The organism is Mycobacterium kiyosense (genome assembly GCA_021654635.1).
Classification (GTDB): Bacteria; Actinomycetota; Actinomycetes; order Mycobacteriales; family Mycobacteriaceae; genus Mycobacterium; species Mycobacterium kiyosense.
In genome coordinates this window covers 3,221,381-3,247,231 of the sequence record AP025179.1, presented here as the reverse complement: position 1 = coordinate 3,247,231, position 25,851 = coordinate 3,221,381, and the positions used below count along the sequence as shown (strand labels likewise).

The window sequence follows — 25,851 nt, the reverse complement described above, 5'->3', positions numbered from 1 at the left end:
AAAAGGCATGACTGAACACCGCAATCGGTATTACCGCAGCTGCGTACCAGGGCCATATCGTCGCCATCGAGCCGATCGAAGGAGCGCCCGTGACGGTGGACGATGCAGAGGCAGTCGCCGCACTGAATCTCGACAAGCTGCCGACCCACATCGTCGGCAAGCGCGTGACCGAACTGATGGACCTGACCGGGAAGAAAGCGTTCTGCACCGGCGCCGGCGGCGATGGCTTGGGACACGCGATCGCCAATCGTCTGGCTGGATCCGGCGCGGACATCGCTCTGGTTGGTCGGACTTTGGAGCCGCTACAGCGCCGAGCCGAGGAGATCGCGCAGCGGTGGGGAGTCAACACCGTACCGGTTCGGGCAGACATGTCGGATTGGGATCAGATACACGGCGCGGTCGGTGAGGCGCACGAGAAGCTCGGCGGCCTGGACATCATGATCAACAACCCCGTCATGGTCGCTGCCGGACCCTTCGAGACGCAGACGAAAGCCGACATCGACCTCACGGTCCTGGGCAGCCTCACCATGATGATGTACGGCGCTCACGCCGCGCTGCAGTACCTGTTGCCGCAGGGATCGGGGACGATCATCAACATCGGGTCGGTCGGTGGGCGGATCCAACAGCGCGGCCTGGTCGCGTACAACGCCTGCAAGGCAGGCGTCATCGGGTTCACCCGAAATCTCGCGCACGAGGTGGCGCTGCGCGGAGTCAACGTGTTCTGCGTAGCGCCCGGCATCATGATCAAAGAACAGATGAAGCAGTATCTGTTCGATCCGCAGACCCCGGCGCACCATGCCGGGCGTGGCGCAATCCTGGAAGCAATCACCACCCAGGTTCAGCTGGGTCGCGCCTCGCTACCCGAAGAGGCCGCCAACATGGTTGCGTTCTTGGCTTCAGAAGCGGCCAGTTACATGTGCGGACAGACCATCGATGTTGCCGGCGGACAGTGGATGGGCTGAAACATGCTGTCGCTCAGCGAGATACAGGACGCCGCAATTGCTCGAACTGGGCTGCGGGACTTCGGCGACGAGTCCTACGAAGAGGGTCTGTCGACATTGCTCGCCGCGCTGCGTGACGAGGCTCGACTGAATTCCCGCGGTGATGCGTTCATCACCCAGCGCATTGTGGGCTATCTCGGGCAGCGACTGCAGGTGGAGGACTGGTATCGGCGTCACCCCGAGATCGACGAGGTGCCCTGCCAGGCGCCCCTGATCGGGCTCGGCCTACCCCGCACCGGTTCGACGGCGCTGTCCATGCTGCTCGCACAGGACCCCGCGGTGCGTTATCTGCGGCGGTGGGAGTCGGCGCAACCCTGCCCACCGCCGTCAACCGTGCAGGGCGCCGACCCACGCGTTCCCAAGGACAAGGGCGAGATGATCGGCACCCGCTACCACGTGCCCGGCGATACGCACGGCCCGATGGAGTGCCACGAACTGATGGCGCTGAGTTTCGCCTCCCACATCTTTCAGTCGTTCGCCCAGGTTCCGTCCTACTCACGGTGGCTGGTGGAGGATGCCGACCTGACATCGACACTGCAATACCAGCGCCGCGTGCTGAAGTTGCTGCAGTGGGGCGAGCCCGCCCGGCCCTGGCGGTTGAAATGTCCCTCACACGTGTTGTGGCTCGAGGCGCTCGACTCGGTGTTCCCCGACGCCCGGTATGTCATGACCCACCGTGACCCCACGGATGTGATCCTGTCGGTGGCCGAGTTGTACGCCGACATCGTCGGATCGTTCACCGATGACATCGACCGGCCCTACATCGGTCGATTGAACGTCGAGCACTGGTCGCTGGGAATGCAGCGGACTCTACAGTTCCGCCGTGCCGGTGCCGATAAACGCTGCTACGACATCGACTTTCGTGCCATGCAGGCCGATCCCGTCGGCGAGGTCGGCAGGCTCTACCACTGGCTGGGCGAACCGGTGAGCGACGAGTTCACCGCCCGCATGCACAGCTGGTGGACGCACGCCGCGGCCGAACGTGAGCCCAGCCACCGCGCCGACCCCGCCGAGTTCGGCATCGACCTCGATAGGGTGCGTCCACTCTTCGCGGCCTACGTCGACGCTGCGGCGCGGTGGACGAACCACGACACCACCGAAAGGCAGGCGAACGAATGACAGTCGACTTAACCGGCGGTATCGATCCGATTTGCGAGTACGTGTTCGAGCAGCGTCCCGACAACCCGGAAATGCGCGACTCGGTGAGCTTTTGGACCGTCGACGACCGCGGCCAGGTGGGACTGCCGCGCATCGGTATCGAGGCGGTCGCCGCGAATTGGGACGCGCACGACATTCAGGTCAATCTCGCCTACCCCGACGGGCGGGTGTACCGGCTACGCACCAACGCGAACTCGTTGCCCGCGACCGGACCGGAAGGCAAGCCCACCATACTGGGCGCCGGCGGACTCGTTTTCCGTTGCGTCGAGCCGTTTTCCGTGTGGACGATGACCTACCGGGGCAAGGCGCTGCAGACCACGTCACAAGATCTTGTCGCCGGACGCAAGGACGGACCCATGATCGACGTCGAATTCGACGTCGAGGCGACGATGGCTGTTCCGCCGTGGGTCCAGGGCAGCCTGCGGACCGATGCCGGCAAGCGGCTCAAGACGTCGGTCGAAGGTGACCTGATGGGAGGTTCGCGCTACGAGCAGCTCTACACCGCAACCGGTTCGGTCACCATCGACGGCGGCGAACGCAAAGCCTTCACCGGCAGCGGATTGCGCATCCGTCGTCAGGGCGTGCGTAGGCTCGCCGGGTTCTGGGGGCACAGCTGGCAATCGGCGGTCTTTCCCAGCGGCAGGGCGTTTGGATACATCGCCTATCCGCCGCGCCCTGATGGTCAACCCACATTCAACGAGGGGTACCTGTTCAGCGGTGACGGTCCACTCGTCCCGGCGCGCGTGGTCGCGGCTCCCTGGCTGACCAGATTGCAGGCCGCGGGTGAAGACGTGTCACTGGTTCTGGAAACCGCCGACGGCACAGTGCACATCGAGGGGGAAACGGTCTTCTCCACCCACGACATCCACCACGACGATGACATGTACTCGATGCACGCACTCAAGAAGGAGATGCCCAGCTTCCCCGCGCTGCAGCAAGCGGGCGTGCGTTATCGCTGGGACACCGAACAGACATACGGCATGCTCGAGCGGTCCAACCCGCTCGACAAGATCGAACGCGGTTAGGCATCTGATGGGCACAGATCTGGCCGGGAAAGTGGCACTTGTCACCGGCGCCGCACGCGGTCAAGGCCGTGCGCACGCCCAACGGTTGAGTGCCGACGGCGCCGACATCATTGCCGTCGATATCGCGGGGCCGCTTCCGCCGAGCGTTCGCTACGTATCGCCCACCCCCGACGACCTGGCCGAAACGGCGCGTCTGGTGAAAGCCAACGGTCGGCGGGTTATTCAGGCCGCCAACGATATTCGCGATCTGGACGCACTCACCGCCGCCGTCGACCGAGCCGTTGCCGAACTGGGCCGCCTCGACGTCATCGTGGCCAACGCCGGGATATGTACGCCCGCGCCATGGGATCAGATCACCGCTGCGGCCTTCCGCGACACCATCGAAACGAACGTCACGGGCACCTGGAACACGGTCATGGCCGGCGCTCCGCACATCATCCGGGGCGGGCAAGGCGGATCGATCATCCTCATCGGATCCGCGGCCGGTGTGAAGATGCAGGCGTTCATGGTTCACTACACCGCGAGCAAGCACGCAATCACCGGCATGGCAAAGGGTTTCGCAGCCGAACTCGGCATGCACAACATCCGGGTGAACAGCGTGCACCCCGGTTCAGTGGCCAGCCCCATGGTGACCACCGGGGGATTGATCGAGGCGCTGACAGCGGCGCGAGAGACGAACCCCCACCTTGCAAATCTGCACACACCGCTGTTGCCACAGGGGATCGCGCAGCCCGAAGACATCGCCGACGCCGTCGCATGGCTGGCATCGGAGCAGTCGAAATTCGTTACCGCAGCCGCGATTTCAGTCGACATCGGGGTGGCTAATTGCTGACCGTCCGGACCAGCCACCTCACGACTGAAGGAGTTCCATGCGCGGCTTAGCCGACAAGACGTTCATCGTCGCCGGGGGTGCCACCGGGATCGGAGCCGGAACAGCACGACGGCTCGCCGAAGAAGGCGCAAATGTCGTCGTCGGCGACATCAATTTTGCCGGCGCGACGCGAACGGCCGAGGCGCTGAACGCCCTCGATGGCCGCGCCATCGCCGTCGAATTCGACTTGGCCGACGAAGCCTCCGTGGCGCAGTTGGTGCAGCAGACGCTCAGCGAATTCGATTCGCTGCACGGGTTGTTCAACGTCGGCGCGGATCTGTCCGCCGAAGTCAACGGCAGCGACTTCACCGTGCTCGACACCAGTATGGATATCTGGCGACGCACGCTCGAGGTAGATCTGCTCGGCTACGTCCGAACCATCCGCGCGGTGCTGCCGCATCTGATCGAGCAGGGCACCGGCAGCATCGTCAACACCTCGTCGGGCGGATCGCTTGGCACCGGCGACCCAATGCATGTCGCCTACAACGCCGCAAAGGCAGCGGTCAACCAGTTGACCCGCCACGTCGCAAACAACTACGCAAGCACGGGGTCCGGAGCAACTGCGTCATGCCGGGTCTCGTCTGGGGCGAAACACAGGAACGTGCTGGTCTTCATTCTCTGCAAGAGATGTTCATCGCCGCGGCCAGGACCACCCGCATCGGTCAGCCGTCCGATCTCGCCGCCATAACGACCTTCCTGTTATCGGACGAGGCGGAGTGGATCAACGGGCAATGCTGGTACATCGGCGGCGCCGCCCACATGCGCCAGTAGGGAAGACTTGCCGGGATCAGACACGATGGGGTAGGGCTACCAGCGTGATGGCGCGGTGCTACGACTTCGGCGCCGACGGGTAAGCGTCCTGCCGACACACCGGGTAGGCCATCCTGAGGAATTCTTGCCTCTGACGCCCTGAAGACACCTAAAATTTCTCGGGTGTTCACCGACGAACCACGACCGGCCGGGGTGCCACTGAGCCGTACCTGGCCGTCGCTGGCCGTCGCAGCGATCGTCGTAGTGCTCGTCGTGCTGCAAGTCGCAGCGCACAGGTTCGGCTTCCAGGGTCCGCTACACAGCCTGATCAGCGACTACGTCGCCACACCGAAGTCGGCCACGGTGCCGTGGGTCGGGTTGGGGCTGGCCATGGCCGGGCTGGCCAACCGGTCGCGAATGGTCGCGCTGTCGGTGGCCCTGGCCCTGGACCTTGTTTTCGCCACGACCCGAGTCCTGCAGAACCACGTACTGACGTTCGGCAACGGACCGTTGATCGTGCTCACCGCGCTGGCTCTGACCGGAGCCTGGCGCTGGGTCAAGGGTGAGTCCACCACCGCTTATCGGGGCGTCGCATTCGGTCTGCTGCTCATCATCGCGACCAAAGTCGGCGACGCTTGGTTGCGGATCACCGCGCTGACGCGACCGAAGGTCTTCGACGAATACGCCCTGCTAGCCGATCACGCGCTGGCACAGCCATCTTGGTTGTTCGGCCGGCTGATCCACGCCGGCGGGCCGGTCCTCGGCGGCGGCCTGCACTGGGTGTACATCGAGTTGCCGCTGGCGGCGCTGGTGGTCGCGGTCTATCAGTTGCGCAACGTCTCCGCCGAGGGCTGGCCGCGGCACTTCCTGGTGCCGACCTTCCTGGTACTGGGATTGATCGGCCCGGTGATCTACGTGCTGTTCCCGTTGGTCGGCCCCGAGTTCGCGTTCGGCGGGGCCGGCGGAGGCTTTCAGGTGGGCAACTACTGGCCCCATGCGCTGCCGCCAATTGATCTGTCGCCCAGAGCCGTTGGCTTCGACAGCCAAACTCCACGCAACTGCATGCCGTCCATGCACACGGCGTGGGCAATGGCGGTCTTTCTCCATTCCCGCGGTGGACCACGTTGGCTGCGCACTGGCGGTACCACCTGGCTGGGCTGCACCATCGCGGCGACCCTCGGCTTCGGATACCACTACGGCGTCGACCTGGTGGCGGGAACGGTGCTGTGTCTGACGGTGGAAGCGGTGCTGCGCGAACCGTTGCGCGGCCGGATCTGGTCACGAACGTCGTTGATCCTCGCCGGGGGAACGTTCTTGGCGGTGCTCTTGCTGGCCTGCCGCTACCTGGCCGAGGCCATGGCACGCCATCCACTGCTCACCGGGCCGCTGATCATCGGCGCGCTCGCCGTTTTCATCGCCGCCTTCTACGCGACGTTCTTCGCCCGCGCGGGTGCGTCGTCGACAGCGTCTGTTCGTGGCAGCTTCGCGGCGGCCATGATGCCTACCGAGCCCACTTTCGGACCCGAGACGGAACCCAGTCGCGCTTAGGAATTGTCGCGCTTAGGAATTGTCGCGCTTAGGAATATCCATTCGGTTTCGGGATGCAGGCGCCTCGAATACACCCCAGCACCCCGCGCTGGTGATCGGGATTCCAGGTGGGACGCGGCGGTTGACAGGCGTCGGCCTGGCAGGGAACACCGGGGCCGGGGGGATCGGCTTGAGCCGCGGGCGCGAACAGCATCAGCAGCGTTCCCAGCACCCCTGCCAGCCCCATCTTGAGTGCAATGATGATCGCCTCCTCAGCGCGGGACATTGCGCGGTCCCGATACGACGATAGCGCCGCGCGGCTCAGGATGCTGGCTGGGTCGAGGCGGCAGTTGCAGCGCAACGTAACTCGAAAAGGCGCGCGCCCTGACCGCGCGCCAAATCGAGGGCGCGACTCAGGTCGGATTCACGGGCGGCCGGGTCGGTGCGCGTCTGCGCGCGGAGCCTCAACAATTCGGAGTCGTAAAACGTCATTCCGGTGTCGCGCGCCAACTCCAACGCGGCGTCGAGCCGAGCGCCCGCGCGGTCGAGTTGTCCAGCGGCGATCATCAGCCGCGCCAGCATGCCCTCGAAAAAAGGCAGGTAGACACCGAGGTCGGCGGCGCGCAGTTCGTCGACCAAACCGCTGACCTGCCGGATGCGGTCGGTGCCGACCGCTGCTGCGGCGCGCTCGGTGAATCCGTTCGCGACGGCGTGCTGGATGGTGCCACGGAGCCGCCATTGGTCGAAGCCATGCCGGGCAGCGTCGTCGACCATGTCGACCGCCAATGCGGAGGCGCGCTCGTGTTGGCCGGCCTCGATGTGCACCCAGACCTGGGCGAACCTCAGGTAGGCCAGGCTGTACGGGCCTTGCGGGAATCCCATTCCCTCGACCCGCGACGCCGCATGGGCGAGTTCGGTCTCGGCGGCTTCGAGGTCGCCCTGCACCAGTCGCACCAGCGCCAAGTGGATATGGGCCGCAACGATCGGGTCGATGGGCAGAAAGCCGACTGTCTCGGTCTCGCGGTCATCGGTTGCGCCGCGTCCGGTGGCCAGCTCCAAATTCGTTCGGGCACTGTCGAATTCGCCACGCAGAAACGCCAGCACCCCGGCCCACGCGCCGATTCTCGGCCAGAAGCCGGGCCGCCACTGCTCCAGGGCTGCCCGCAGCAGCTCAAGCGCCTGATTAGCCCGGGCCAGATCCGCCCGGGCAGTGTAGTAGCCGGTCAGCACCCCCAGTGTGGCGAAAAGTTCCTGCGCGGTGGAGGTGCGGCCGCGGTCGTTGGTCGGCACCTCCGCGCCGACCAACGCCAGGCAGCGCTCCAAGTCCGGCGCGACAACGGGACTCGACGGACTGACGGCGCTGCCGGCAAGAAATCCTCGCCCCAATCGCAGCGCGATCTCGCGGCGGTCACGATCGGGATTGGGTGGACACCGGTCAAGCTGGGTGAGCGCCTGGCTGAGATGAGCGCGCGCCTCCGCGAGGGCACCGCGGCGCCGCGCGGCAGCCGATGCCTGCTGGTGGGCGGATGCGGCGTCGTCGAACCGCTCGGCCTGGGCGTAATGATTCGCGACCAGGCCCCAGTCCGGCTCACCGCCGAAGCTGCACAGCGCGTCGCCGACCCGGGCGTGCAGTCTGCGCCGCACGCTCGGCGGCGCCAACTCGCCGGCCACCTCACGCAGCAACTCGTGACGGAACCGCCAACCGTCCCCGTCCCACGTTTCGAGCACCCGCGCGTCCACGAGTTCGTCGACGACGCGTTGCAACTCGTCGTCGTCCGTGTCGACCACGCTGCGCAGCAGGCTCATATCGACGTAGCGGCCGATCACCGCCGCCGCCTCCACCACCGGCACCACCTGCGCGCTCGCGCGCAACCGGGCGAATAACGGTTCGTAGAGCGCCTCGGGCACACCGACCTCGGTGATACCGGCCACCACCTGCTCGATGTAGAACGGCAGTCCATCGCAGCGGGACCGGACACTGGCCTGCTCCTGCGGGGTCAGTTGCGGATTGAGGGCAACGATCAGCCGGTCGGTCTCCTCCTCGGTCAAGGGCTCCAGATCGACGACCTCGACCGGCCAGTTCTCCGGTAACCAGTCCCGGTGCCGCGCGGTGACGACGACGAGCAGCCGACCTTGCGCCGCTTCCAGCAGGCCGCCGAGCACTTCCAGACTGGTGGTGTCGAACCAGTGTGCGTCCTCGGCGACCACCAGACCGGGCCGGCGCCCGAACCAGGCCAATAGGTAGGTCTGCACCGCCTCGGCGATCAGGTCGTACAGCTCGCGTCCCTCGTCGGTGACGGCACGATATCCATGTTGGGGATCGATGCTCAGCACCGGCGCCAGCAGCGGAATGAAGCGGACGGGATCCAGGCCCACCCTGGTCAATTCGGTATCGAGCAGCGCCAGGCGCTCGGCCGGATCGGTGAGACGGCTGATGCCGCAATGGCGTTCGATCAGCGTGCGGATCGGATGCATGCCGGCATCGGTGTGAAAGGGTGAGCCGATCAGCTCCATCACGGCGTTGGTGGACTGCCTGACCATCGTCTCGCTGGCCGCCGCCAGCCTGCTCTTACCGATGCCGGGTTCACCGCAGAACACCATTGCTGGTGTGCTCAACCGACCCTGTTGCGCCTCGGTCCAGTTGGCTTGCAGCCGCTGCCACTCGCGCGATCGGCCGACGAACGGTCCCTGCGCAACCAGGTTCGGCGCGGTCCGCTCGCCAAGCACCAGGTGATGCTCGATCAGGCCTTGGACGCCCTTCACCGGGGCCGCGGGCCGGGCCTGCAGCTCGAACGCATCACGAACCAACCGTGCGACCGCCTCGGAGACCACCACCGCCCCCGGCGGCGCCAGCCCGCAGACTCGCGCGGCAAGGTTGGCGCCCAGCCCGTAGACGTCTTCTTGCGTCGTGTCCAGATAGACCACACCGCGATGCACGCCCACCCGGGCGCGAATCTCGAACCCGAAGCGCGCCTGCACCCTAGCGCTGAGTTTCGCGACGGCACGGTTGATTTCCAGACCCGCCAGCACCGCGCGGCGCACGTCGTCTTCGTGGGCGACCGGATGACCGAAGACGGCCAGTAAGCCGTCACCGTGGGTCGAGCCGATGTGTCCGCCGAAGCGGTTCACGACGGCAAGCACCTGTTCGCGATACCGGCCGACCACCAGCCGGTAGGTCTCCGGTTCGACACTGGTCGACAGCGCGGTGGAGTCCACCAGATCGGCGAAAAGTATTGTCAGCCGCCGAATTTCGCCGCTGTGCGCCGGGGCTGCGAGCAGCTCCTCGGCGTCGGTGTTGCCTTCGTCGGCGGCCAGCACCTGACCGGCGAGTGCCGTCGCCGCGGCATGGTCGCCGCTGTCGAGTGCGGCCACGGCCCGATCCAGCAACGCATCGATCGATGTGCTCTGGTCGCGACCGTCCACCTGAGTATCTTGTCACTCCGGAGGCCGGTGAGCACCAGATGCTTAAGTCCCTGGCAGACGGCCGGAGACACCGTCTAGAGCTCTGCCTCAGTTTCCAATAGGTCGGCGGCGGCAGCAATGCTCTGGGCCGCGTCGGTCATCTGCCCGGCGACCGCACGGGCGGTCGCGGAGTATTGCGGCGAGAGGATCTCGCTCAGGTTCGCGACAATCGAATCCAGCGCGGAAGCCGAATATGGCTGCGCGGTACCAACTTTCAGGCTCTGAATGCCGGCGGCCCACAGCGGCTGGTCGAGCCACGACCACAGAATCAGCATCGGGATCCCGGCACGCAGACACGCGGCAGTGGTGCCGGCGCCGCCATGATGAACGGCTGCGCGGCAGAGCGGCAGCACCGCGGCATGGTTGACCGTGCGCACCATCCGCACCCGCTCCGAGTCCGGAGTCGGGTTCAGGTCGTTGGGTCCGCTGCACACCAATGCGCGCCCGCCCAGGCGGCCGGCGGCCGCGGTGATCCAAGTCAGCGTGTCAGGTTCGACGGACGTGCTTCCGAAGCCGAAGTAGATGGGCGCCGGTCCGGCGTCGATCCAGGACATGACCTCGTCGTCGGTGTCCGTCGGCAACGCCAGCGTCAGCGCGCCGACGAACGGCCGGCGGCCAGGTGCCACCCATTCGGCGGCGGGCCCCGGCAGGCAGAGCTCGTCGTAGGCCTGAATCTCCAGTATTTCTCGCGCAGCCCCGGAGTCCGCGGACAACCCCAATGCCTGGCGCTGTGTGGCTTCGGCCTGCTTCGACATGGTCGCCACCAGGCCCCAGGACGAAAAGACCTTGGTGGGGAAGTAGTGCACCGCAGCCAGTGGGACGCCGTAGTACTCGGCGACGATGCCGGCCAGCCCCTGCTCGTTGAAACCGGCCACGATCAGGTCGGCCCCCTGCGCCACCGACTTCAGCGTCGCCGTCTTTGCCGCCGTGACCGCATTGATCCGCTCGATAATCCTAGGTAGCGCGGCGACCGGATTCGACAGTCCGCAGTCCCGCACCAGCTCTGCTGCCGAGTCCAGGTGTGCACGCGAATCCGGTCCGTAGTCGACCGCAGTGAGGTCGGTTGCCGTGGCGAGCTCGATCATATTGGGAGGCAGCGCAATTCGGACTTCGTGTCCACGGCGCTGTAGCTCCCGGGCGACGGCCACGCACGGTTCGACGTCACCCCGGCTGCCGTAAGCAACCACCGCAACCTTGAGCCGACGGGCCGCCGGGCTCAACGCCCCTCGATCGGTGGCCATGCCCGCCAGATTAACTGGGCCGGGCGCAGCTGACCGAGGCGAGCGGATGCGCCCGGCGAGTCGGTGTCCGGCGCTCGGAGCCGGGCATTTCCGAAAGTCGATGCACCGTTAGGGTCGGCTCCAGCGACAGATCGTGGAAGGGAAATGGTTGATGGGCGACGCTGATGCCGCCGCGGTTCGCGCCGAAGGCGGCGACTGGATGAAAGAACACCTGGCGATCTATCTCGACTCGGGCGGAGCCCAGGGCCATATCGTCGACCTCAGCGCTATCGGCGGTCGCGCGATGACCACCCACTGCCTGGTCCGGTACCGCGGTCGAAAGTCCGGCAGGACCTACATCAAGCCACTCATCTACGGCAACGTCGGTGGGGAGGTCGTGATCGTGGCGTCCAAGGGCGGCGCCGACACCCACCCCGAGTGGTACCTGAACATCGTCGCCGGCGAGACCGTCGGAGTGCAGATCGCGACCCAGGCGTTCGAGGCCACCTGGCGCGAACCGGAGGCCACCGAGCGCCACGACGTGTGGGAGTACATGAGCCACCTCTACCCGCCGTATGTTTCCTACCAGCAGTCGACGAGCCGGCACATCCCGCTGGTGATGCTCAAGACGGTGCGACCGATCGAAGTCTTCACACCGACGCCGGGCTGAGCCGGCGCTGCGCGCTTGATCCGATAGCCGCGACCGGCTACGCCCGGCTGCGCCGCGTGCAATCGCGACGACAGCGGCTGGCTATGCTGGGCGCGGTCAACGGGAAGGCGAGGCGAGAATTTTGGCAGCCGTGGCGGCCGCGGTCCTTTCGGGCAAGGGCGGGACGGCTAAGACGTTATGGCAGATGATGCTGGCCGGCGAGGCCTCCCGGAATGCCATCTCGACACTGCTGGTGGACGCGGACCCCGAGCGGAATCTGTCCAATCACTTCGGCGTGCCCCAGCATTCGACCGGGCTGGGCTCGGTGCTGGAGGACGCCGGCATCAACTTCTGGGGAAACCCCGACAACGCCGCGAAGCGGGTCGACGAGGAGATCATCGACACCAAGTGGCCCCACGTCGACCTGCTGCCGGCAGGCGCAACGCTGACCCGGGTCGCCGGGGTCGGTTTCCCGGACACCGGTCTGCTGCGCGGCATCTTCGCCTCGGCCGGCGTGTTCGACCGTTACGAGCTGATCCTGATCGACACCGGCGGCCGCACCGGCTCGCTCGAAGCGCTCGCCATGCATCTGGCCGACGTGGCCTACGCCCCGATCGTGCCGACGATCGACGCAGTGCGTAAAGCCGTCGAGGCGCGTAACCGGGTAGAGCGCATTCAACGGACTCATCCGCTCAAGTGGGTTGGTGTGGTGTTGTCCGGCTTCGACACCCGCAACAGCATCGAACAATCCATCCGGGAACGCGTCTACGGGGAGTTCGGCGACGAGGTCCGCGCCGAAGTGCCGCGGCGCGCCGTCATCAACGAGGTGTTTCAGGTCGGCGATCGCCTGGGCGACCGGCACGATCCCATCGCGCGGCGGCTGGCACCCGTCTTTCGCGACTTTCTGGTCCGCGACCTGCTGGGTCGCAGCGGCGAGGCCGCAACGGTTCTCAACGCCACTTGATCCCGCACCCGATCGACGGCCGCTGGTCGGCGTCGACGGGCCGCCCGGCCAGCACCGCGTCGACCGCCGCCCGCACGTCGGCACCGGTGACCGGCAGGCCGTTCTTGGGTCGCGAGTCGTCGAGCTGGCCGCGGTAGACCAGGCGGCGCTCACCGTCGAACACGAAAGTATCCGGCGTGCACGCCGCAGAGAAGGCCCGCGCGACGTCCTGACTCTCGTCGTAGAGGTAGGGGAACGTCCAGCCGTGCCGGCGCGCCTCTTCGACCATCTGCTCGGGGCCGTCCTGCGGATAGCTGACAACGTCGTTGCTCGAGATCGCCACCATCGCGACGCCCTGTGCGGCGAAGTCGCGCCCCAGCGCGGCCAGAGCGGCGGCGACATGCTGGACGTAGGGACAGTGGTTACAGATGAACGTGACCACCAGGGCCGGGCCGGTCAGGTCGTCGAGGCTGACCGTGGCGCCGGTCGCCGGGTTGGGCAATGTGAACGGCGGGGCCGCAGTGCCGAGTTCGAGCATTGTCGATTCAATAGCCATGGCCGCCAGACTAACGTCCGTCAGTTGCCGGTGATCCTGATGCGGATGGGGCCCCGCCACGCTGCGTCGGCGTCCAGCACCGCACCGTGCTGGGTGATCTGAACCGCACCGGATTTCGCCAGCCCGCGCGCGAGTTCGCGGGCGTCGTCGGTCAAGTCCCGCCAGTTGTCGCCGCCCACCGCTCGCGCCGCATCCGACGGGCAGATGCTGCTCTGCGGGCCGCGGCGGGTGGCCAGAGCCAGGATCGCCGACTTCAACCGGTCTTCGATGGGCCCGTCGCCGAGCGCGATTTCGGCCTCGGCGCTACCGGGGCCGCCGTCGTCGACGACGCGGCGCAGTTCCGCGCGCAACTGCTCAGTCATGTTGCACCGGTGAGGCTTTGGGTGATCCGGGCACCGAGTGGCGCGCCCACCGCGACCGCCGCCGCAAGCACCACGGCGGCGGCACAGGTTGCAGTGGTCGCTTTCACTTCAGTCAGGGTAGCGACGCTGCGCCACGCGCTTGGGCGACAGCGGCAGCCACCTGCGGCGTGCCGGGGCGGTGGTGATCTCGCGGATCTGCGGGTAGCGGCTTTGCACGCTGCGCGCCACCAGATCGCCGAGGGTGCGACCACTCATCGGGCAGCCCAGGCAGGCCCCGTCGAGCGCCAGGGTGAGGGTGCCGTCGCGCACCGAAACCACCGTGATCGCGCCCCCGTGCGAGTCGGCGAGCGGTGCGACCTCACGCGCCAGAATCTGCTCGATCGCATTCCGGAGCTCATCGTCGGTGAGTTCGTCGGCCTCGGCCGTGGAGAGCGCCGCGAAGAGCGCCGAACGCACGCGCGGGCCGTCGACGGACCAGGATCGGTTGGGACCCAACCAGGTTCGTACTTCGTCGGCGCCGATCTCAGCGCGCTCCAGCACGCCCTCGTCGATCAGCGCGCTCAACTGCGGCGGTACGTCGGACAGTTGGCGCCCGTTCGTCAGCCACCGCAACAGGCGCGGGTCGTCGGTGGTCTGCGGGTGCAGCAGCGGTCTGGACACGCTCAGCCGGTCAGCCACAGGGTGATATGGCGGGCGGCGAAGGCGGCGACCCAGGCCAGGACGAACAGGTATCCCCACGCCACCAGGGGCCACCGCCACGAATTGGTCTCGCGGCGGATGGTGGCCACGGTGGACATGCACAGCAGCGCGTAGGCGAAGAACACCAACAGCGCCACGGTGGTAGCTGCGGTGAACAGCAGCGCCCCCTGGTGCGGCCCGGAGGTGAAGACCGCCGAGTGCGCGGTGGCGGTCAGGTCGCCCGTCTCGCCGGTGGCGAAGATCTGGCCCAGCGTGGCCACGAACACCTCGCGGGCGGCCATCGCCCCGATCAGCCCCACGCAGATGCGCCAGTCGAAACCGAGCGGTGAGAACACCGGTTCCAGCAGCTTGCCCAGGCCCGCGGCAAACGAGTGGTCCACCACGTAGGCGTTGGCTGCGTCCGGGTCCATGCCGGCGGTCTCGACGGCGCGGGTGGGCAGGTTGAGCAGAAACCACAGCACCACCGAGGTGCCCAGGATGATGGTCCCGGCCTTGCGCAGGAACACCTTCGCCGAGTCCCACATCGTCAGCAGCACCGACTTGGGCGACGGGAAGCGGTATGGCGGCATCTCCATGTAGAAGGGCAGCAGATCACCACCGAGGACCACCGACTTGAACAGCCAGGCGGTCGTCATCGCCGAGATGCCGCCGAGCACGTACATCCCGAACATCGCGACGCCTTGCATCGACACCGGACCCCACCGGGATCGGGGATCGACCAGCAGCCCGATCAGCAGGATGTACACCGGCAGCCGCGCCGAGCACGTCATCAGCGGGGCGGCCATGCAGGTGGCGATGCGGTCCCGCGAGGACGGCAGCGTGCGGGTCGCCATGATGCCGGGTACCGCACAGGCCAGCGAGGACAGCATCGCCACGAATGCCCGCCCGTCGAGTCCGGTGGTGGCCATGATGCGGTCGACCAGGAAGGCGGCGCGCGTCATGTAGCCGACGTTCTCCAGCAGGGAGATCAGCAGGAACATCAACACGATCTGCGGGATGAACACCAGCACGGCGCCCACGCCGCCGATGATGCCGTGCCCGAGCAGGCCGGCCACCGCCGTATTGGAGATGTGGTGCTCGATGAGCGTGGCGAGCCAGTCGAAGAGTTGCTTGATCAGGTCCTGGGCCGGAGCGGCCACGGTGAATATCGTCTGGAAGAACGCGAACATCACCACGACGAAGGCCAGCGAACCCCATACCGGATGCAGCAACACCCGGTCGATGCGGGCGCTGCGACGGTCCGGGATGGGTTGGCGGTAACGGCCGGCGTCCAGGATCGAGGCTGTCCAACTGCTGAATTCGGCATCGTCTTGCGGCGGCGGCACGGGGATCCGGGCCCACGTGTCGGGGGCGGCCAGCAGCGCTCGCAGCGGTTCGAATCCTTTGCCGCGGCTTCCGATGACGCCCACTACCGGGATACCCAGCGCGGCGGCAAACCGCTCGATGTCCAATCGGCCACCACGGGCGGCCAGTTCGTCGGTCATGGTGAGGATCACCATGGTGGGGGCGCCGAGTTCGAGCACCTGGGCCACCAGCGACAGCGACCGCTCGAGCACGGTGACGTCGACGACCACCGCCAGCGCTTCGGGGGGCGCGACGCCGGGGAGTTGCCCGTGCAGCAGGTCGGCGACCACCTTCTCGTCGGGACTGACCGGATGCAGGCTGTAGCACCCCGGCAGGTCCTCCACGACGAAGTCCCTGGTCGTCCCGCCGTCACGGTACCGGCCGGTGCCCATCCGGCGGGCCACGGTGACGCCGGGATAGTTACCGGTACGCGCCCGCATGCCGGTCAGATGGTTGAAGACGCTGGTCTTGCCGGCGTTGGGGCTGCCGACCAGCGCGATCCGGGGGAGGCTGGGCGGTGCGCTGACGGTGCCTTCGTCGCTGTGGCAGGACGCGGTCACGGCTGCTCGCCGATCTCCTCGGGGACCGCTGCGGCGACCTCTTCGGAGACCTCTTCGGAGACCTCCAAGTACGCCGCCTCGTGCCGGCGCAGGCAGGTGTCGTACCCCAGCAACCGGTATACGGCAGGGTCGCCGAGCGGCGCGGTGCGCAGTTTGACGACTTTGGTGCCGGGCCGAAAACCTAAGTGGCGCAGCCTGGTTCGCACTTCGGGGGGTGCCGATTGGCTCACTGCGACGATTTGGGCGGCGGTCTGGGCAGCCAGGTCGGCCAAGGTGGGTGGCCGATCGGGATCGGCGCGCGGCGGCCGCACCGAGCGGTTCGACCGATTCCAGGTCATCCCGACACCTCCGATTGCCGCCACAGTAGTTAGGCAAGCCTATCGAAATGTGCCGAGCCGCATCAGGGTGCGGTGGCGAACCTAGCTTTTACTGTTGCGCTCCACCCACTGGGTCAGCGCGTCCTCCAGCGCCGCGGACACGCTCACGCCGGCGCCTTCGGCGGCGTGCTCGAATCGTTCGACCAGGTCCGTCGGGACCGAAACGTTCAACTTGGAGCGCTCCGGCTTCGGCTTCGGCGGCTGCTCGACCGCCACGTGCTTGGCGGCGGTCGCATCCATGGTCTCGCGCAGCGCCGGGATCTCCTTGAGTAGCCGGTCCAGGTCGTCGCGCTCGATGCGCAGCACCTCGGCAGGTCCGATCGTGGTGACGGTCGCCGACCGCAGTTTCCCGCGGCGCAGAGCTGACTCACCGATGACCTCACCGGGTCCCACCACGGCAACGCGGTCCCGGCCGACGTACACGCCCACCTCACCGCTGAGCAGGATGAAGCACGCGTCCGACGGCGTCTGCTCCCGGATCAGCGGCCAGGGCACGGACTGTGACGAGTGATGGGTTGCGGCGACGAGACGATGCAGTTCGCTGTCCGAGAACTTCTCGAAGGCGGGAAACTCGCGCAGCCGACGCGCATCGTCGCGGATCCGACGTTCTTCTTCCTCTTGCTGCTTCGCATCCACCTTCATGGGGGACTCCTGCCGTGCGCTGTGAATGATGTGAACCCTGACACCGAGGAGCCTACGTCGATTCGGCTCAAGTGCACCCAGATATTTCCGGCGCTACCGGCGGCGATCGACCGATCAGTCCGGCGGTGGGGGTGTCATCGAGCCGATGAAGTAGGTTTCCCGCCCGGTGGGGTAGCCGCCGCCGTTGGTGGCGATGTGAACGTGGTCGTAATGGTTGGCGGTTTCGTTGCCCAGATCGGCTGTCCAGCTGCCGGATCGGATACCGAGATAGATCTTCTGCCGCCAGATGACGTGGTCGATGCCCCAGCGTTTGGCATTGGCAAGGGCCAACCCGGCAATCTGGTTGCCCAGCGCGATGCCTTCGGGACTGCCGTGGTCGGGGATCATCACGTCGATCGCCAGCCCGTTGGGATGCCATTTCAACGGGTCCTGACGGTAGCCGTAGATGGTCTTGATCTCGGGGAACAGCACGCCGATGGCGCGGGCCGCCCAGATCGTCTTGACCTGTAGTCCCTGCTCCGAGGCAACGCTCGGGGGCAGCGCGATCTGGAAGTCCTGGGCGGCGACAGGGGCGTTGCCGGCCAGCTGGGCCGCTTCCTCCGGACTGGCGGTCTGCGGCGTCCCCGGCCCCGGGGGCGCCGCGACGGGCTGGCTGCTCGGTGCGGCGGCCGCCGTGGTGGAGTCCACGCAACACGGGGTCTTCGGCCTGGTGTCCTGGGCGTAGATCATGCCGCCCGCGAGGACCAGCGAGGCTGCGATCGCCAGCCAGCGGCCCCAGCCCTTGCCTGACGCGCCGTTGCCCACGCAGACACTTTAGTGTCGGGTGGGGCCGATGTGACAGACCTTGGCGAACTTCAAGTGTGTCGGGCTGAGTCGTCGGTCAGGTCCGGCCGGGCAGCTTCATCACCGTCCGCACGATCGGCAGCAGCGACTTCTGCCACAGGGTCTTGGGCAGGCCGAACGGTGGATCGAGGTTGAACACCCGCGCGGTCGCGATCGTCTGCGACTCGGTGTATTTCAGCAGCCCCTCGGCGCCGTGCCGGCGACCCACACCCGAGATGCCCATGCCGCCCATCGGCGCGCTGAGGCTCCCCCAGGCGAACGCGTAGCCCTCGTCCACGTTCACCGTGCCCGAACGCAACCGGGCCGCGATTCGCTGACCCTCGGCGGGTGACCCAGCCCAGACGCTGGCGTTGAGGCCGTACTGGGTGTCGTTGGCCTTCTCGACCGCCTCTTCCACGTCGGCGACCGGATAGATGGAGACCAGCGGCCCGAACGTCTCGTTGGCCGCGCACTCCATCTCCGGTGTGACGTCGGTCAGCACCGTCGGCTCGTAGAACAGCGGGCCGATATCGGGGCGCGCCTTGCCACCGGCAATCACCTTGGCGCCCTTGGCTGTTGCGTCTTCGACGTGTGCCGAGACGGTCTTGAGCTGTCCCTCGGAGATCAGGCTTCCCATGTCGACCGAGAAGTCGTAGGCGGTTCCCAGTTTCATGTTTCGCGCGGCCGCGCCGAATTTGTGCGCGAACTCGTCGGCGATGTCCTTTTCGACGTAGATCCGCTCGATGGAGATGCACAGCTGGCCCGCGTTGGAGAAGCAGGCGCGGGTGGCGGCTTTGGCCACCTTGTCCAGATTGGCGCCACGCGTGACGATCATCGCGTTCTTGCCGCCCAGTTCGGCGGAGAACCCGATCAGCCGGCGGCCTGCCTGCTCGGCGAGGTGGCTGCCGGTCTCGGAGGACCCGGTGAACATCAGGTAGTCGCAGTTCTGGGTGATCGCGGTGCCCACCACCGAGCCGGGCCCGGGCACCACCGCGTACAGCGCCCGCGGCAGGCCGGCCCGGTACAGCAGCTCGGCGCAGGCCAGTGCGCAGTAGGGGGTCTGGCTGTCCGGCTTGAGCACCACTGCGTTTCCCGCCAGCAGCGCCGGAACCGAGTCCGACGCGGTCAGCGTCATCGGATAATTCCACGGCGAAATCACGCCCACCACGCCCTTGGGCTGGTAGCAGACCGTCGTCTTGCCGATCGCCGGCAGCAGCGACTGGACCTTGCGCGGCTCCAGCAGGCCGGCGGCCACGCGCACGTAATAGTTCGCGTTGGCCATCAGGTCGACGATCTCTTCCTGCGCCGCCCACCGCGCCTTGCCCGCCTCGGCCTGCAGCAGATCCATCAGGAACTCGCGGTTGGCGACCACCAGGTCGCGATAGCGGCGGATCACCTCGATCCGCTCTGCGACCGGCCGGGCCGCCCACTCAGCTTGTGCCGCACGGGCTTTGAGAAATGCCGCATCGACATCGGCCGCGGTGCCGACCGGGATGGTGGTCAGCGGCCTGCCGGTGAAGACCTCGTCGATGGTCTTCGTCGGGCGCTCATCGACGTCGTCGATCGCAGCGAGCCGGCGCAAGCGGTCGAACACCTCGGCTGACGGTGCGGGCATGGCGGAACCTCCCTGGTATTGCCGCGATGATTACCCCGCTGGCGCCGGGTCAACCACTCATCGCCGAGATACGTTGTGCAACTTGGCCATAACGCTCGAATCGGTCGGCGTCACCGAGCGCGTTGTACAGCACCAGCCGCGACGCGACGCCCTGATACTTGGCCAGCAGGGCGTCGGCCAGGCCGTCCCACGTCGATTCGGTGGCGAACACGGCGATGTGGTCGTCGGTGATCTCCGCCGCCATGCCGGCCACGTCGCCGGCCTTCTGCTTGGCGCGCAGCCGGGCGGTCGTGCCCTCGAAGCCGGCCTCGTCCAGGATGAACGCGTAGTTGGGGGTGCTGGCGTAGAAGCTGATGCTGGACCGCACCAATTCCCGCTCCTTGCGGCGTTCTTCTTCGGTGTCGCCGACGATCGTCATGACCGGCACGATCACCGCGACGTCGGCGGGCAGGCGGTTCGCCTGCACTGCGCCCGCGGCGATATTCGGTGCCACGTGGCGCGTGAGGTAGCCGGGCTCACCGAGCGGGTGGACATGGACCCCGTCGGCCACCTCGCCGGCCATCCGCAGCATCCACGGGTTCACCGCGGCTACATCCACCTTGGGATCGGGTGCGTCGATGGGGCCGGCGCTCCACTGCGGGGTGATGAAGTCGAGGTTGTAGAACTCGCCGTGGTGGTCGAGTCGGCCCGTTCGGAACGCCGCGAAACACGCCTTGACCGCGCGCACGTAGTCACGCAGCCGAGGGCCGGGATGTTCGAACTGCACGCCGTAGCGCCGCACCACATGGGTCCGCACCTGGGTGCCCAACCCGAGCCGGAAGTTTCCGTTGGAGGCCTCCTGCAGTTCCCATGCCGCGGCCGCGGTGACGAACGGGCTGCGCGGAAAGGCGACCGCGACGCCGGTCGACAATTCCAGTCCCGGGGCGGCCTGGGTTGCGACCGCGGCGTTGAGGTACGCGGTGCGCCCGGTCTCGGTGAACAACAGCCCGCTGAACCCGGCCTGCTGGGTGCGCCGGGCCACGTCCCCGATCTGCGCCAATGGTAGGGGAATCGTCATCGCGTCGACCTGCACAGTCGAACCGTACAACGGTAGCGGGGCGGGCCCGCGACCCAGCCAGGGTGCGGCCCGCTCTGCGCGCGCCGATGCGGCCGGTTAAGGTCGAAAAGGTGTGTGGAGCCACCGGTGAGGTGCGACTCGATGGCCGAGTGCCCGATGTAGGGGCAGTTGCGGCGATGGCTGACGTAATGGCGCCGCGCGGGCCGGACGGCGCCGGGGTCTGGTCCCAGGGCCGGGTTGCCCTCGGGCATCGCCGCCTCAAGATCATCGACTTGACCGAGGCCGGCGCACAGCCGATGGTGGACGCTGAGCTGGGTCTGGCCATCGCCTGGAACGGCTGCATCTACAACTATCGGGAATTGCGCCGGGAACTCGAGGGCCACGGCTACCGATTCTTTTCGCACAGCGACACCGAAGTCCTGATCAAGGCCTATCACCGCTGGGGTGACGACTTCGTCAGCCACCTGCATGGCATGTTCGCGTTCGCCATCGCCGAACGCGACAGCGGGCGGGTCCTGCTGGGCCGCGACCGGCTGGGTATCAAACCTCTCTACATCACCGAAGACAGCCACCGGATCCGGTTCGCCTCGACGCTGCCGGCGTTGCTGGCCGGCGGCGGCGTGGACACCCGCATCGATCGCGTCGCGCTGCACCACTACATGACGTTCCATTCGGTGGTGCCCGCACCGCTGACCATCCTGCGCGGCGTGCGCAAGATCCCACCGGGATCGCTGCTGGCCATCGAACCGGACGGCAAGCGCACCGCCACCACTTACTGGACGCCGGACTTCACCCGGCAGGACCGCCACTCCGACTGGTCGGAGACCGATTGGGAGGACGCGGTGCTCGCCGCGCTGCGCACCGCGGTCGAACGCCGACTGGTCGCCGACGTTCCGGTCGGTTGCCTGCTGTCGGGCGGAGTCGACTCCAGCCTGATCGTCGGACTGCTCGCCGAAGCCGGGCAACACGGCCTTTCGACGTTCTCCATCGGCTTCGAGTCCGTGGGCGGCGTCGAGGGCGACGAGTTCCGCTACTCCGACATCATCGCCGAGCGGTTCGGCACCGACCACCACCAGATCCGCATCGGGACAGACCGGATGCTGCCGGCGCTCGACGACGCCATCGGGGCGATGAGCGAGCCGATGGTCAGCCACGACTGCGTCGCCTTCTACCTGCTCAGCCAGGAGGTGTCGCGCCACGTCAAGGTCGTGCAGTCCGGTCAGGGCGCCGACGAGGTGTTCGCCGGATACCACTGGTACCCGCCGATGGGAGCGCCGGAGGCCAGCAGCCTGCCCGGATCGGTCGCGGCGTACCGGGCCGCCTTCTTCGACCGCGACGTCGCCGGGCTGCGGGCCCTGGTGGCGGCCGAGAACGTCGCCGCGGACGACCCCAGCGAGCGTTTCGTCGCCGAACACTTCGCCCGGCCCAACGCCGACACCGGCATCGACCGGGCGCTGCGGCTGGACACGACGGTGATGCTGGTCGACGACCCGGTCAAGCGGGTCGACAACATGACCATGGCCTGGGGACTGGAGGGCCGGGTGCCGTTCCTGGACCACGAGCTGGTGGAACTGGCCGCGACCTGCCCGCCGGAACTCAAGATCGCGCACGACGGAAAGGGCGTCCTCAAGCAGGCCGCGCGCCGGGTGATACCGGCCGAGGTCATCGACCGGCCCAAGGGCTACTTCCCGGTGCCGGCGCTGACCCACCTGGAAGGGCCCTATCTGGACATGGTCCGGGATGCCCTGTACGCGCCGGTCGCCAAGGAGCGCGGCCTGTTCCGGTCCGAAGCGGTCGAGGCGCTGCTCGCCGACCCCAACCGCAGGCTGACCCCCTTGCGCGGCAACGAGCTCTGGCAGATTGCACTGCTGGAGATGTGGCTGCAGAAGCACGGTGTCACAGGGTCCGCCGGATGACGATCATCGATCCGTCGGAGGATCACCCGGAAGCGATCACTCTCGGTTTGCACGACGCCGCCCCGCCAGAGCTGGCCGAGGCGATGGCGCATGATGTGGAGCTCGAATTGGGTTGGGGCCGACTGATTTTCGGTCAGACATTCTCCGATGCCGACACGCTGGCCGAGTCGCTGCGGCGGGAGGCGCCCGGCCGGCGCGACATCTGCATCTACGCGCGCGAGTCCCATGTGGTGGTCGCCAAGGCTCCGAACGAGCTGTTCATCGACCCCAGTCACACCTACCGGCTGCGTTTCGCCAACACTTCCGGGGACGACGACGAGCGCGCGACACCCCCGTACGTCACCGTGCGGACGCTCAACGACGTGGGTGACGCCGATGCGATGAACCGCGTCTACGTGCGGTGCGGAATGGTTCCAGCCCCGGTGGAGACGATCTGGCACAACCACCTGCAGGTGGAGGCGGTGACCTACCTGCTCGCGGTGCGCAACGAGGACGGGGCCGTGGTGGGGACCGTCACCGGCGTCGACCACGAACTGCTGTTCGCCGACCCCGAACACGGATCCAGTCTGTGGAGCCTGGCGGTCGATCCCGCCGCCGCACTGCCCGGGCTGGGCGCCGCGCTGACCCGCGCGTTGGCCGAGCACTTCCGCAGCAAAGGCCGCGCCTACATGGATCTTTCCGTGGCACACGACAATGCCGCCGCCACCGGGCTTTACGAGAAGTTGGGCTTTCGTCGCGTTCCGGTGATGGCGATCAAGCGCAAGAATGCGATCAACGAGCCGCTGTTCACCCCGCCGCCGGAAACCGTCGACGACCTCAACCCCTATGCCCGGATCATCGCCGACGAAGCGCTGCGCCGGGGGATCTGGGTGGAAGTGCTCGACGCGGAGACCGGGGAGATCCGGCTCACGCACGGTGGACGCTCGATCGTCACCAGGGAGTCGCTGTCCGAGTTCACCTCGGCGGTCGCGATGTGCCGGTGTGACGACAAGCGGCTGACCCGCCGGCTGGTGGCCGAGGCGGGCATCACGGTGCCCCGGGCGCGACTGGCCACCTTCGACGACGCCGATTACGCGTTTCTCAACGAGGTCGGTGAGGTCGTCGTCAAACCGAGCCGCGGCGAGCAGGGCCACGGCATCACGGTCGGCGTGTCCGCCGAGCGCGGTCCCGGGGAGTTGGCCGCGGCGCTGGCCCGGGCGCGCGAGGTGTGCCGGGAGGTGCTGATCGAGCAGCGGGTGCAGGGCCAGGATCTGCGTCTGGTGGTGATCGACGGCCGGGTGGTCGCCGCCGCCTTGCGGTTGCCGCCTGAGGTCATCGGGACCGGTGACCACACCATCCGGGACTTGATCGCGGCCGAGAGCCGGCGGCGGTCGGCCTCCACCGGCGGTGAATCCCGCATTCCCCTCGACGATCTCACCGAGGCGACCGTCGCCGAATCGGGTTGGTCGCTGGACGACGTGTTGCCGCAGGGGACGCGGCTACTGGTGCGCCACACCGCCAACCTGCATCAGGGCGGCACGATCCACGACGTCACCGCACAGGTGAATCCGGAACTGTGCCGGGTCGCGGTCGCGGCGGCCGAGGCGATCGGAATTCCGGTGACCGGCATCGATCTTCTCGTTCCCGACGTCGCCGGCGAAGAGTACGCGTTCATCGAAGCCAACGAGCGTCCGGGACTGGCCAACCACGAACCACAGCCCACCGCAGCCGCTTTCATCGACTTCCTGTTTCCGGGGCGCCCCGGTCAACCACCGGCATGGACTCCGGAAGAATCGCCGGCCACCTGAGGCCCCGGCGGGCGAACCCGTGACGCGGGTGCGCTTCAGCCACGGCCGGATCACGGCGAGTGGGTATAGAAGGGGCAATCGCCGAGCCGGAGACCACCAGCGCCGGGCCGCGGCCCCGTTGACGCAGAGGACCTGACGCATGCCCGCATCGACCGCGGTTCATTTCTTCCTCGAGCTTGCCGTCATCCTGGCGGCGTGCCGAGGTGTGGGGCTGGTGGCGCAACGCTGCGGGCAACCCCAGGTGGTCGGTGAGATGGTTGCCGGTGTACTGCTGGGTCCCTCGTTGCTGGGCCGCATAGCGCCCGGCGTGCAACACCAGCTGTTCCCGCCGGGGCAGGCCAACGTCGTGCTGTACACGGCCGCTCAGATCGGGCTGGTGCTCTACATGTTCCTCATCGGGCTCAACTTCGACGCCAATCTCATCAAGCACCGGGCCGGCACCGCCGTCGCGGTCTCGTCGGCTGGCATCCTGGCTCCACTCGCGCTGGGCGCTCTGCTCGCCGCGCCCCTGCTGTCCGGCGGAATCTACTTCGACGGCAGCGTCACCGTCGTCATGGCGATGATGTTCCTGGGCGCCTCGATCGCGACCACGGCGTTCCCCATGCTGGCCCGGATAATCTACGAAAAACGGCTCACCGGAACGTCTTTGGGCACGCTGGCGTTGGCTTGTGGCGCGGCCGACGATGCGCTGTCCTGGTGCCTGTTGGCCGTCGTGCTCGCCATCCACCGCGGAAGTCCCCTCACCGCGGCCACCGCCATCATCGGCGGCCTGCTGTACTGCCTGGTGCTGCTGACCATCGGGCGCAGAGCGCTGGCGAGGCTGGGCAGCACGTCCGAACGCCGGCAGGCGATAACGCCATCGGTCCTCAGTGCCGTCCTCATGCTGCTCATGATCTGCGCCTGGTTCACCGACGTGATCGGGATCTACGCCATATTCGGCGCCTTCGTCCTCGGCGTCGCAATGCCGTCCGGCTTCTTCGCGCAACGCCTCACCGCGATGGTCGACCCGCTCGTGACGACGTTCCTGTTGCCGCTGTTCTTCGTCTATTCGGGTTTGAACACGCAGATCGGACTGCTGGACACCCCGAAACTGTGGGCAGTGACGCTGGGCATCCTCGCGGTGTCGATCGCGGGGAAAGGAGTCGCGTGCACATTGGCCGCTCGATTCAGGAAGGTTCCGCTGCGTGAGGCGGTGGCACTGGGTGCGCTGATGAATGCCCGCGGGTTGATCGAACTCATCCTGCTCAACATCGGGCTTCAGGCGGGCATCATCACCCCTACGCTGTTCACCATCCTGGTGCTGGTGGCCGTCGTCACGACACTGATGGCCGCGCCGATATTCGAACTGGTCTACGGGCGATACCGGCCAACCGGGATCGCGGCAGACGAGGTGCCCAACCCCGAAGCGACGCTGACGGCGGCTGACGACCACACCGGCGCGGCCGGTTCGTGAGCGCCGCGATACCAACCATGATTTCATGTAATTTCTTAAATATTAAGTAACTGTT

The 25,851-nt window shown here is 67.2% G+C and carries 21 protein-coding genes and 1 pseudogene; 11 read left to right on the top strand and 11 right to left on the bottom strand.

Annotated elements, in window-relative coordinates:
• Positions 1–74 precede the first annotated feature (74 nt).
• The 6 genes and pseudogenes from L6444_RS15290 (at position 75) to L6444_RS15260 (ending at position 6,353) form a co-directional block, all read left to right on the top strand.
• Entirely contained in the window at positions 75–962 is an 888-nt protein-coding gene (locus L6444_RS15290; protein ID WP_373877337.1) for an SDR family NAD(P)-dependent oxidoreductase, read from the top strand.
• A 3-nt stretch (positions 963–965) separates the two neighbouring features.
• A complete protein-coding gene (locus tag L6444_RS15285) occupies positions 966–2,120 on the top strand; it encodes a sulfotransferase family protein (protein ID WP_236975011.1) in 1,155 nt (384 codons plus the stop codon).
• 71 nt (positions 2,121–2,191) lie between these two features.
• Positions 2,192–3,184: a hypothetical protein gene (locus L6444_RS15280; RefSeq protein WP_236984157.1), complete on the top strand. Its 993-nt coding sequence runs from the start codon at positions 2,192–2,194 to the stop codon at positions 3,182–3,184.
• Positions 3,185–3,191: 7 nt separating this feature from the next.
• On the top strand, positions 3,192–4,016 hold the full coding sequence (locus tag L6444_RS15275) for a mycofactocin-coupled SDR family oxidoreductase (RefSeq protein ID WP_236975009.1): 825 nt from the start codon (positions 3,192–3,194) through the stop codon (positions 4,014–4,016).
• A gap of 37 nt (positions 4,017–4,053) precedes the next feature.
• Positions 4,054–4,826, top strand: a pseudogene (locus L6444_RS30645) (SDR family NAD(P)-dependent oxidoreductase).
• A 192-nt stretch (positions 4,827–5,018) separates the two neighbouring features.
• Positions 5,019–6,353: a phosphatase PAP2 family protein gene (locus tag L6444_RS15260; protein WP_236984156.1), complete on the top strand. Its 1,335-nt coding sequence runs from the start codon at positions 5,019–5,021 to the stop codon at positions 6,351–6,353.
• A gap of 300 nt (positions 6,354–6,653) precedes the next feature.
• Here the strand turns inward: L6444_RS15260 and L6444_RS15255 are convergent, their stop codons facing one another.
• Both L6444_RS15255 and L6444_RS15250 read right to left on the bottom strand, forming a co-directional pair.
• Positions 6,654–9,755, bottom strand: coding sequence for an adenylate/guanylate cyclase domain-containing protein (locus L6444_RS15255; protein ID WP_236975005.1), 3,102 nt, complete (start codon positions 9,753–9,755; stop codon positions 6,654–6,656).
• Positions 9,756–9,829: 74 nt separating this feature from the next.
• A complete protein-coding gene (locus L6444_RS15250) occupies positions 9,830–11,035 on the bottom strand; it encodes a glycosyltransferase (RefSeq protein WP_236975003.1) in 1,206 nt (401 codons plus the stop codon).
• A gap of 151 nt (positions 11,036–11,186) precedes the next feature.
• On the opposite strand from L6444_RS15250, the gene L6444_RS15245 reads away from it, so the two are divergent.
• Entirely contained in the window at positions 11,187–11,684 is a 498-nt protein-coding gene (locus tag L6444_RS15245) for a nitroreductase/quinone reductase family protein (protein WP_236975001.1), read from the top strand.
• A 130-nt stretch (positions 11,685–11,814) separates the two neighbouring features.
• Complete coding sequence (locus tag L6444_RS15240) at positions 11,815–12,627, top strand: ParA family protein (RefSeq protein ID WP_236984155.1); 813 nt, start codon at positions 11,815–11,817, stop codon at positions 12,625–12,627.
• Here the strand turns inward: L6444_RS15240 and L6444_RS15235 are convergent.
• The 9 genes from L6444_RS15235 to L6444_RS15195 all read right to left on the bottom strand — a co-directional run bounded on the left by L6444_RS15235 (position 12,614) and on the right by L6444_RS15195 (position 20,655).
• Entirely contained in the window at positions 12,614–13,162 is a 549-nt protein-coding gene (locus L6444_RS15235; protein ID WP_236974999.1) for a thioredoxin family protein, read from the bottom strand. The genes L6444_RS15240 and L6444_RS15235 overlap by 14 nt on opposite strands.
• A 20-nt stretch (positions 13,163–13,182) precedes the next feature.
• Positions 13,183–13,524: a DUF3253 domain-containing protein gene (locus L6444_RS15230; RefSeq protein ID WP_236974997.1), complete on the bottom strand. Its 342-nt coding sequence runs from the start codon at positions 13,522–13,524 to the stop codon at positions 13,183–13,185.
• A gap of 108 nt (positions 13,525–13,632) precedes the next feature.
• A complete protein-coding gene (locus L6444_RS15225) occupies positions 13,633–14,184 on the bottom strand; it encodes a NifU family protein (RefSeq protein ID WP_236974995.1) in 552 nt (183 codons plus the stop codon).
• 2 nt (positions 14,185–14,186) lie between these two features.
• Entirely contained in the window at positions 14,187–16,127 is a 1,941-nt protein-coding gene (gene feoB / locus L6444_RS15220; protein ID WP_236974992.1) for a ferrous iron transporter B, read from the bottom strand.
• A complete protein-coding gene (locus L6444_RS15215) occupies positions 16,124–16,465 on the bottom strand; it encodes a FeoA family protein (protein WP_236974990.1) in 342 nt (113 codons plus the stop codon). Before L6444_RS15215 ends, feoB begins: the two co-directional genes overlap by 4 nt.
• Before the next feature lie 81 nt (positions 16,466–16,546).
• On the bottom strand, positions 16,547–17,146 hold the full coding sequence (locus tag L6444_RS15210) for a cyclic nucleotide-binding domain-containing protein (protein WP_236974988.1): 600 nt from the start codon (positions 17,144–17,146) through the stop codon (positions 16,547–16,549).
• 114 nt (positions 17,147–17,260) lie between these two features.
• On the bottom strand, positions 17,261–17,950 hold the full coding sequence (locus L6444_RS15205) for a glycoside hydrolase (protein ID WP_236974987.1): 690 nt from the start codon (positions 17,948–17,950) through the stop codon (positions 17,261–17,263).
• Positions 17,951–18,026: 76 nt separating this feature from the next.
• Complete coding sequence (locus L6444_RS15200) at positions 18,027–19,583, bottom strand: succinic semialdehyde dehydrogenase (RefSeq protein ID WP_236974985.1); 1,557 nt, start codon at positions 19,581–19,583, stop codon at positions 18,027–18,029.
• A 49-nt stretch (positions 19,584–19,632) separates the two neighbouring features.
• Positions 19,633–20,655, bottom strand: coding sequence for a TIGR03617 family F420-dependent LLM class oxidoreductase (locus L6444_RS15195; RefSeq protein WP_236974983.1), 1,023 nt, complete (start codon positions 20,653–20,655; stop codon positions 19,633–19,635).
• A gap of 95 nt (positions 20,656–20,750) precedes the next feature.
• Between L6444_RS15195 and L6444_RS15190 the strand changes: the two genes are divergently transcribed.
• From L6444_RS15190 to L6444_RS15180, 3 genes are all read left to right on the top strand, one after another.
• Entirely contained in the window at positions 20,751–22,556 is a 1,806-nt protein-coding gene (locus L6444_RS15190; protein ID WP_236974980.1) for an N-acetylglutaminylglutamine amidotransferase, read from the top strand.
• Positions 22,553–24,343 (top strand): N-acetylglutaminylglutamine synthetase, encoded by a 1,791-nt coding sequence (ngg, locus tag L6444_RS15185; RefSeq protein WP_236974978.1) that lies wholly within the window; start codon positions 22,553–22,555, stop codon positions 24,341–24,343. The genes L6444_RS15190 and ngg overlap by 4 nt, the downstream gene beginning before the upstream one ends.
• Positions 24,344–24,482: 139 nt before the next feature.
• A complete protein-coding gene (locus tag L6444_RS15180; RefSeq protein ID WP_236974976.1) occupies positions 24,483–25,796 on the top strand; it encodes a cation:proton antiporter in 1,314 nt (437 codons plus the stop codon).
• The last annotated feature ends 55 nt before the right edge of the window (positions 25,797–25,851 follow it).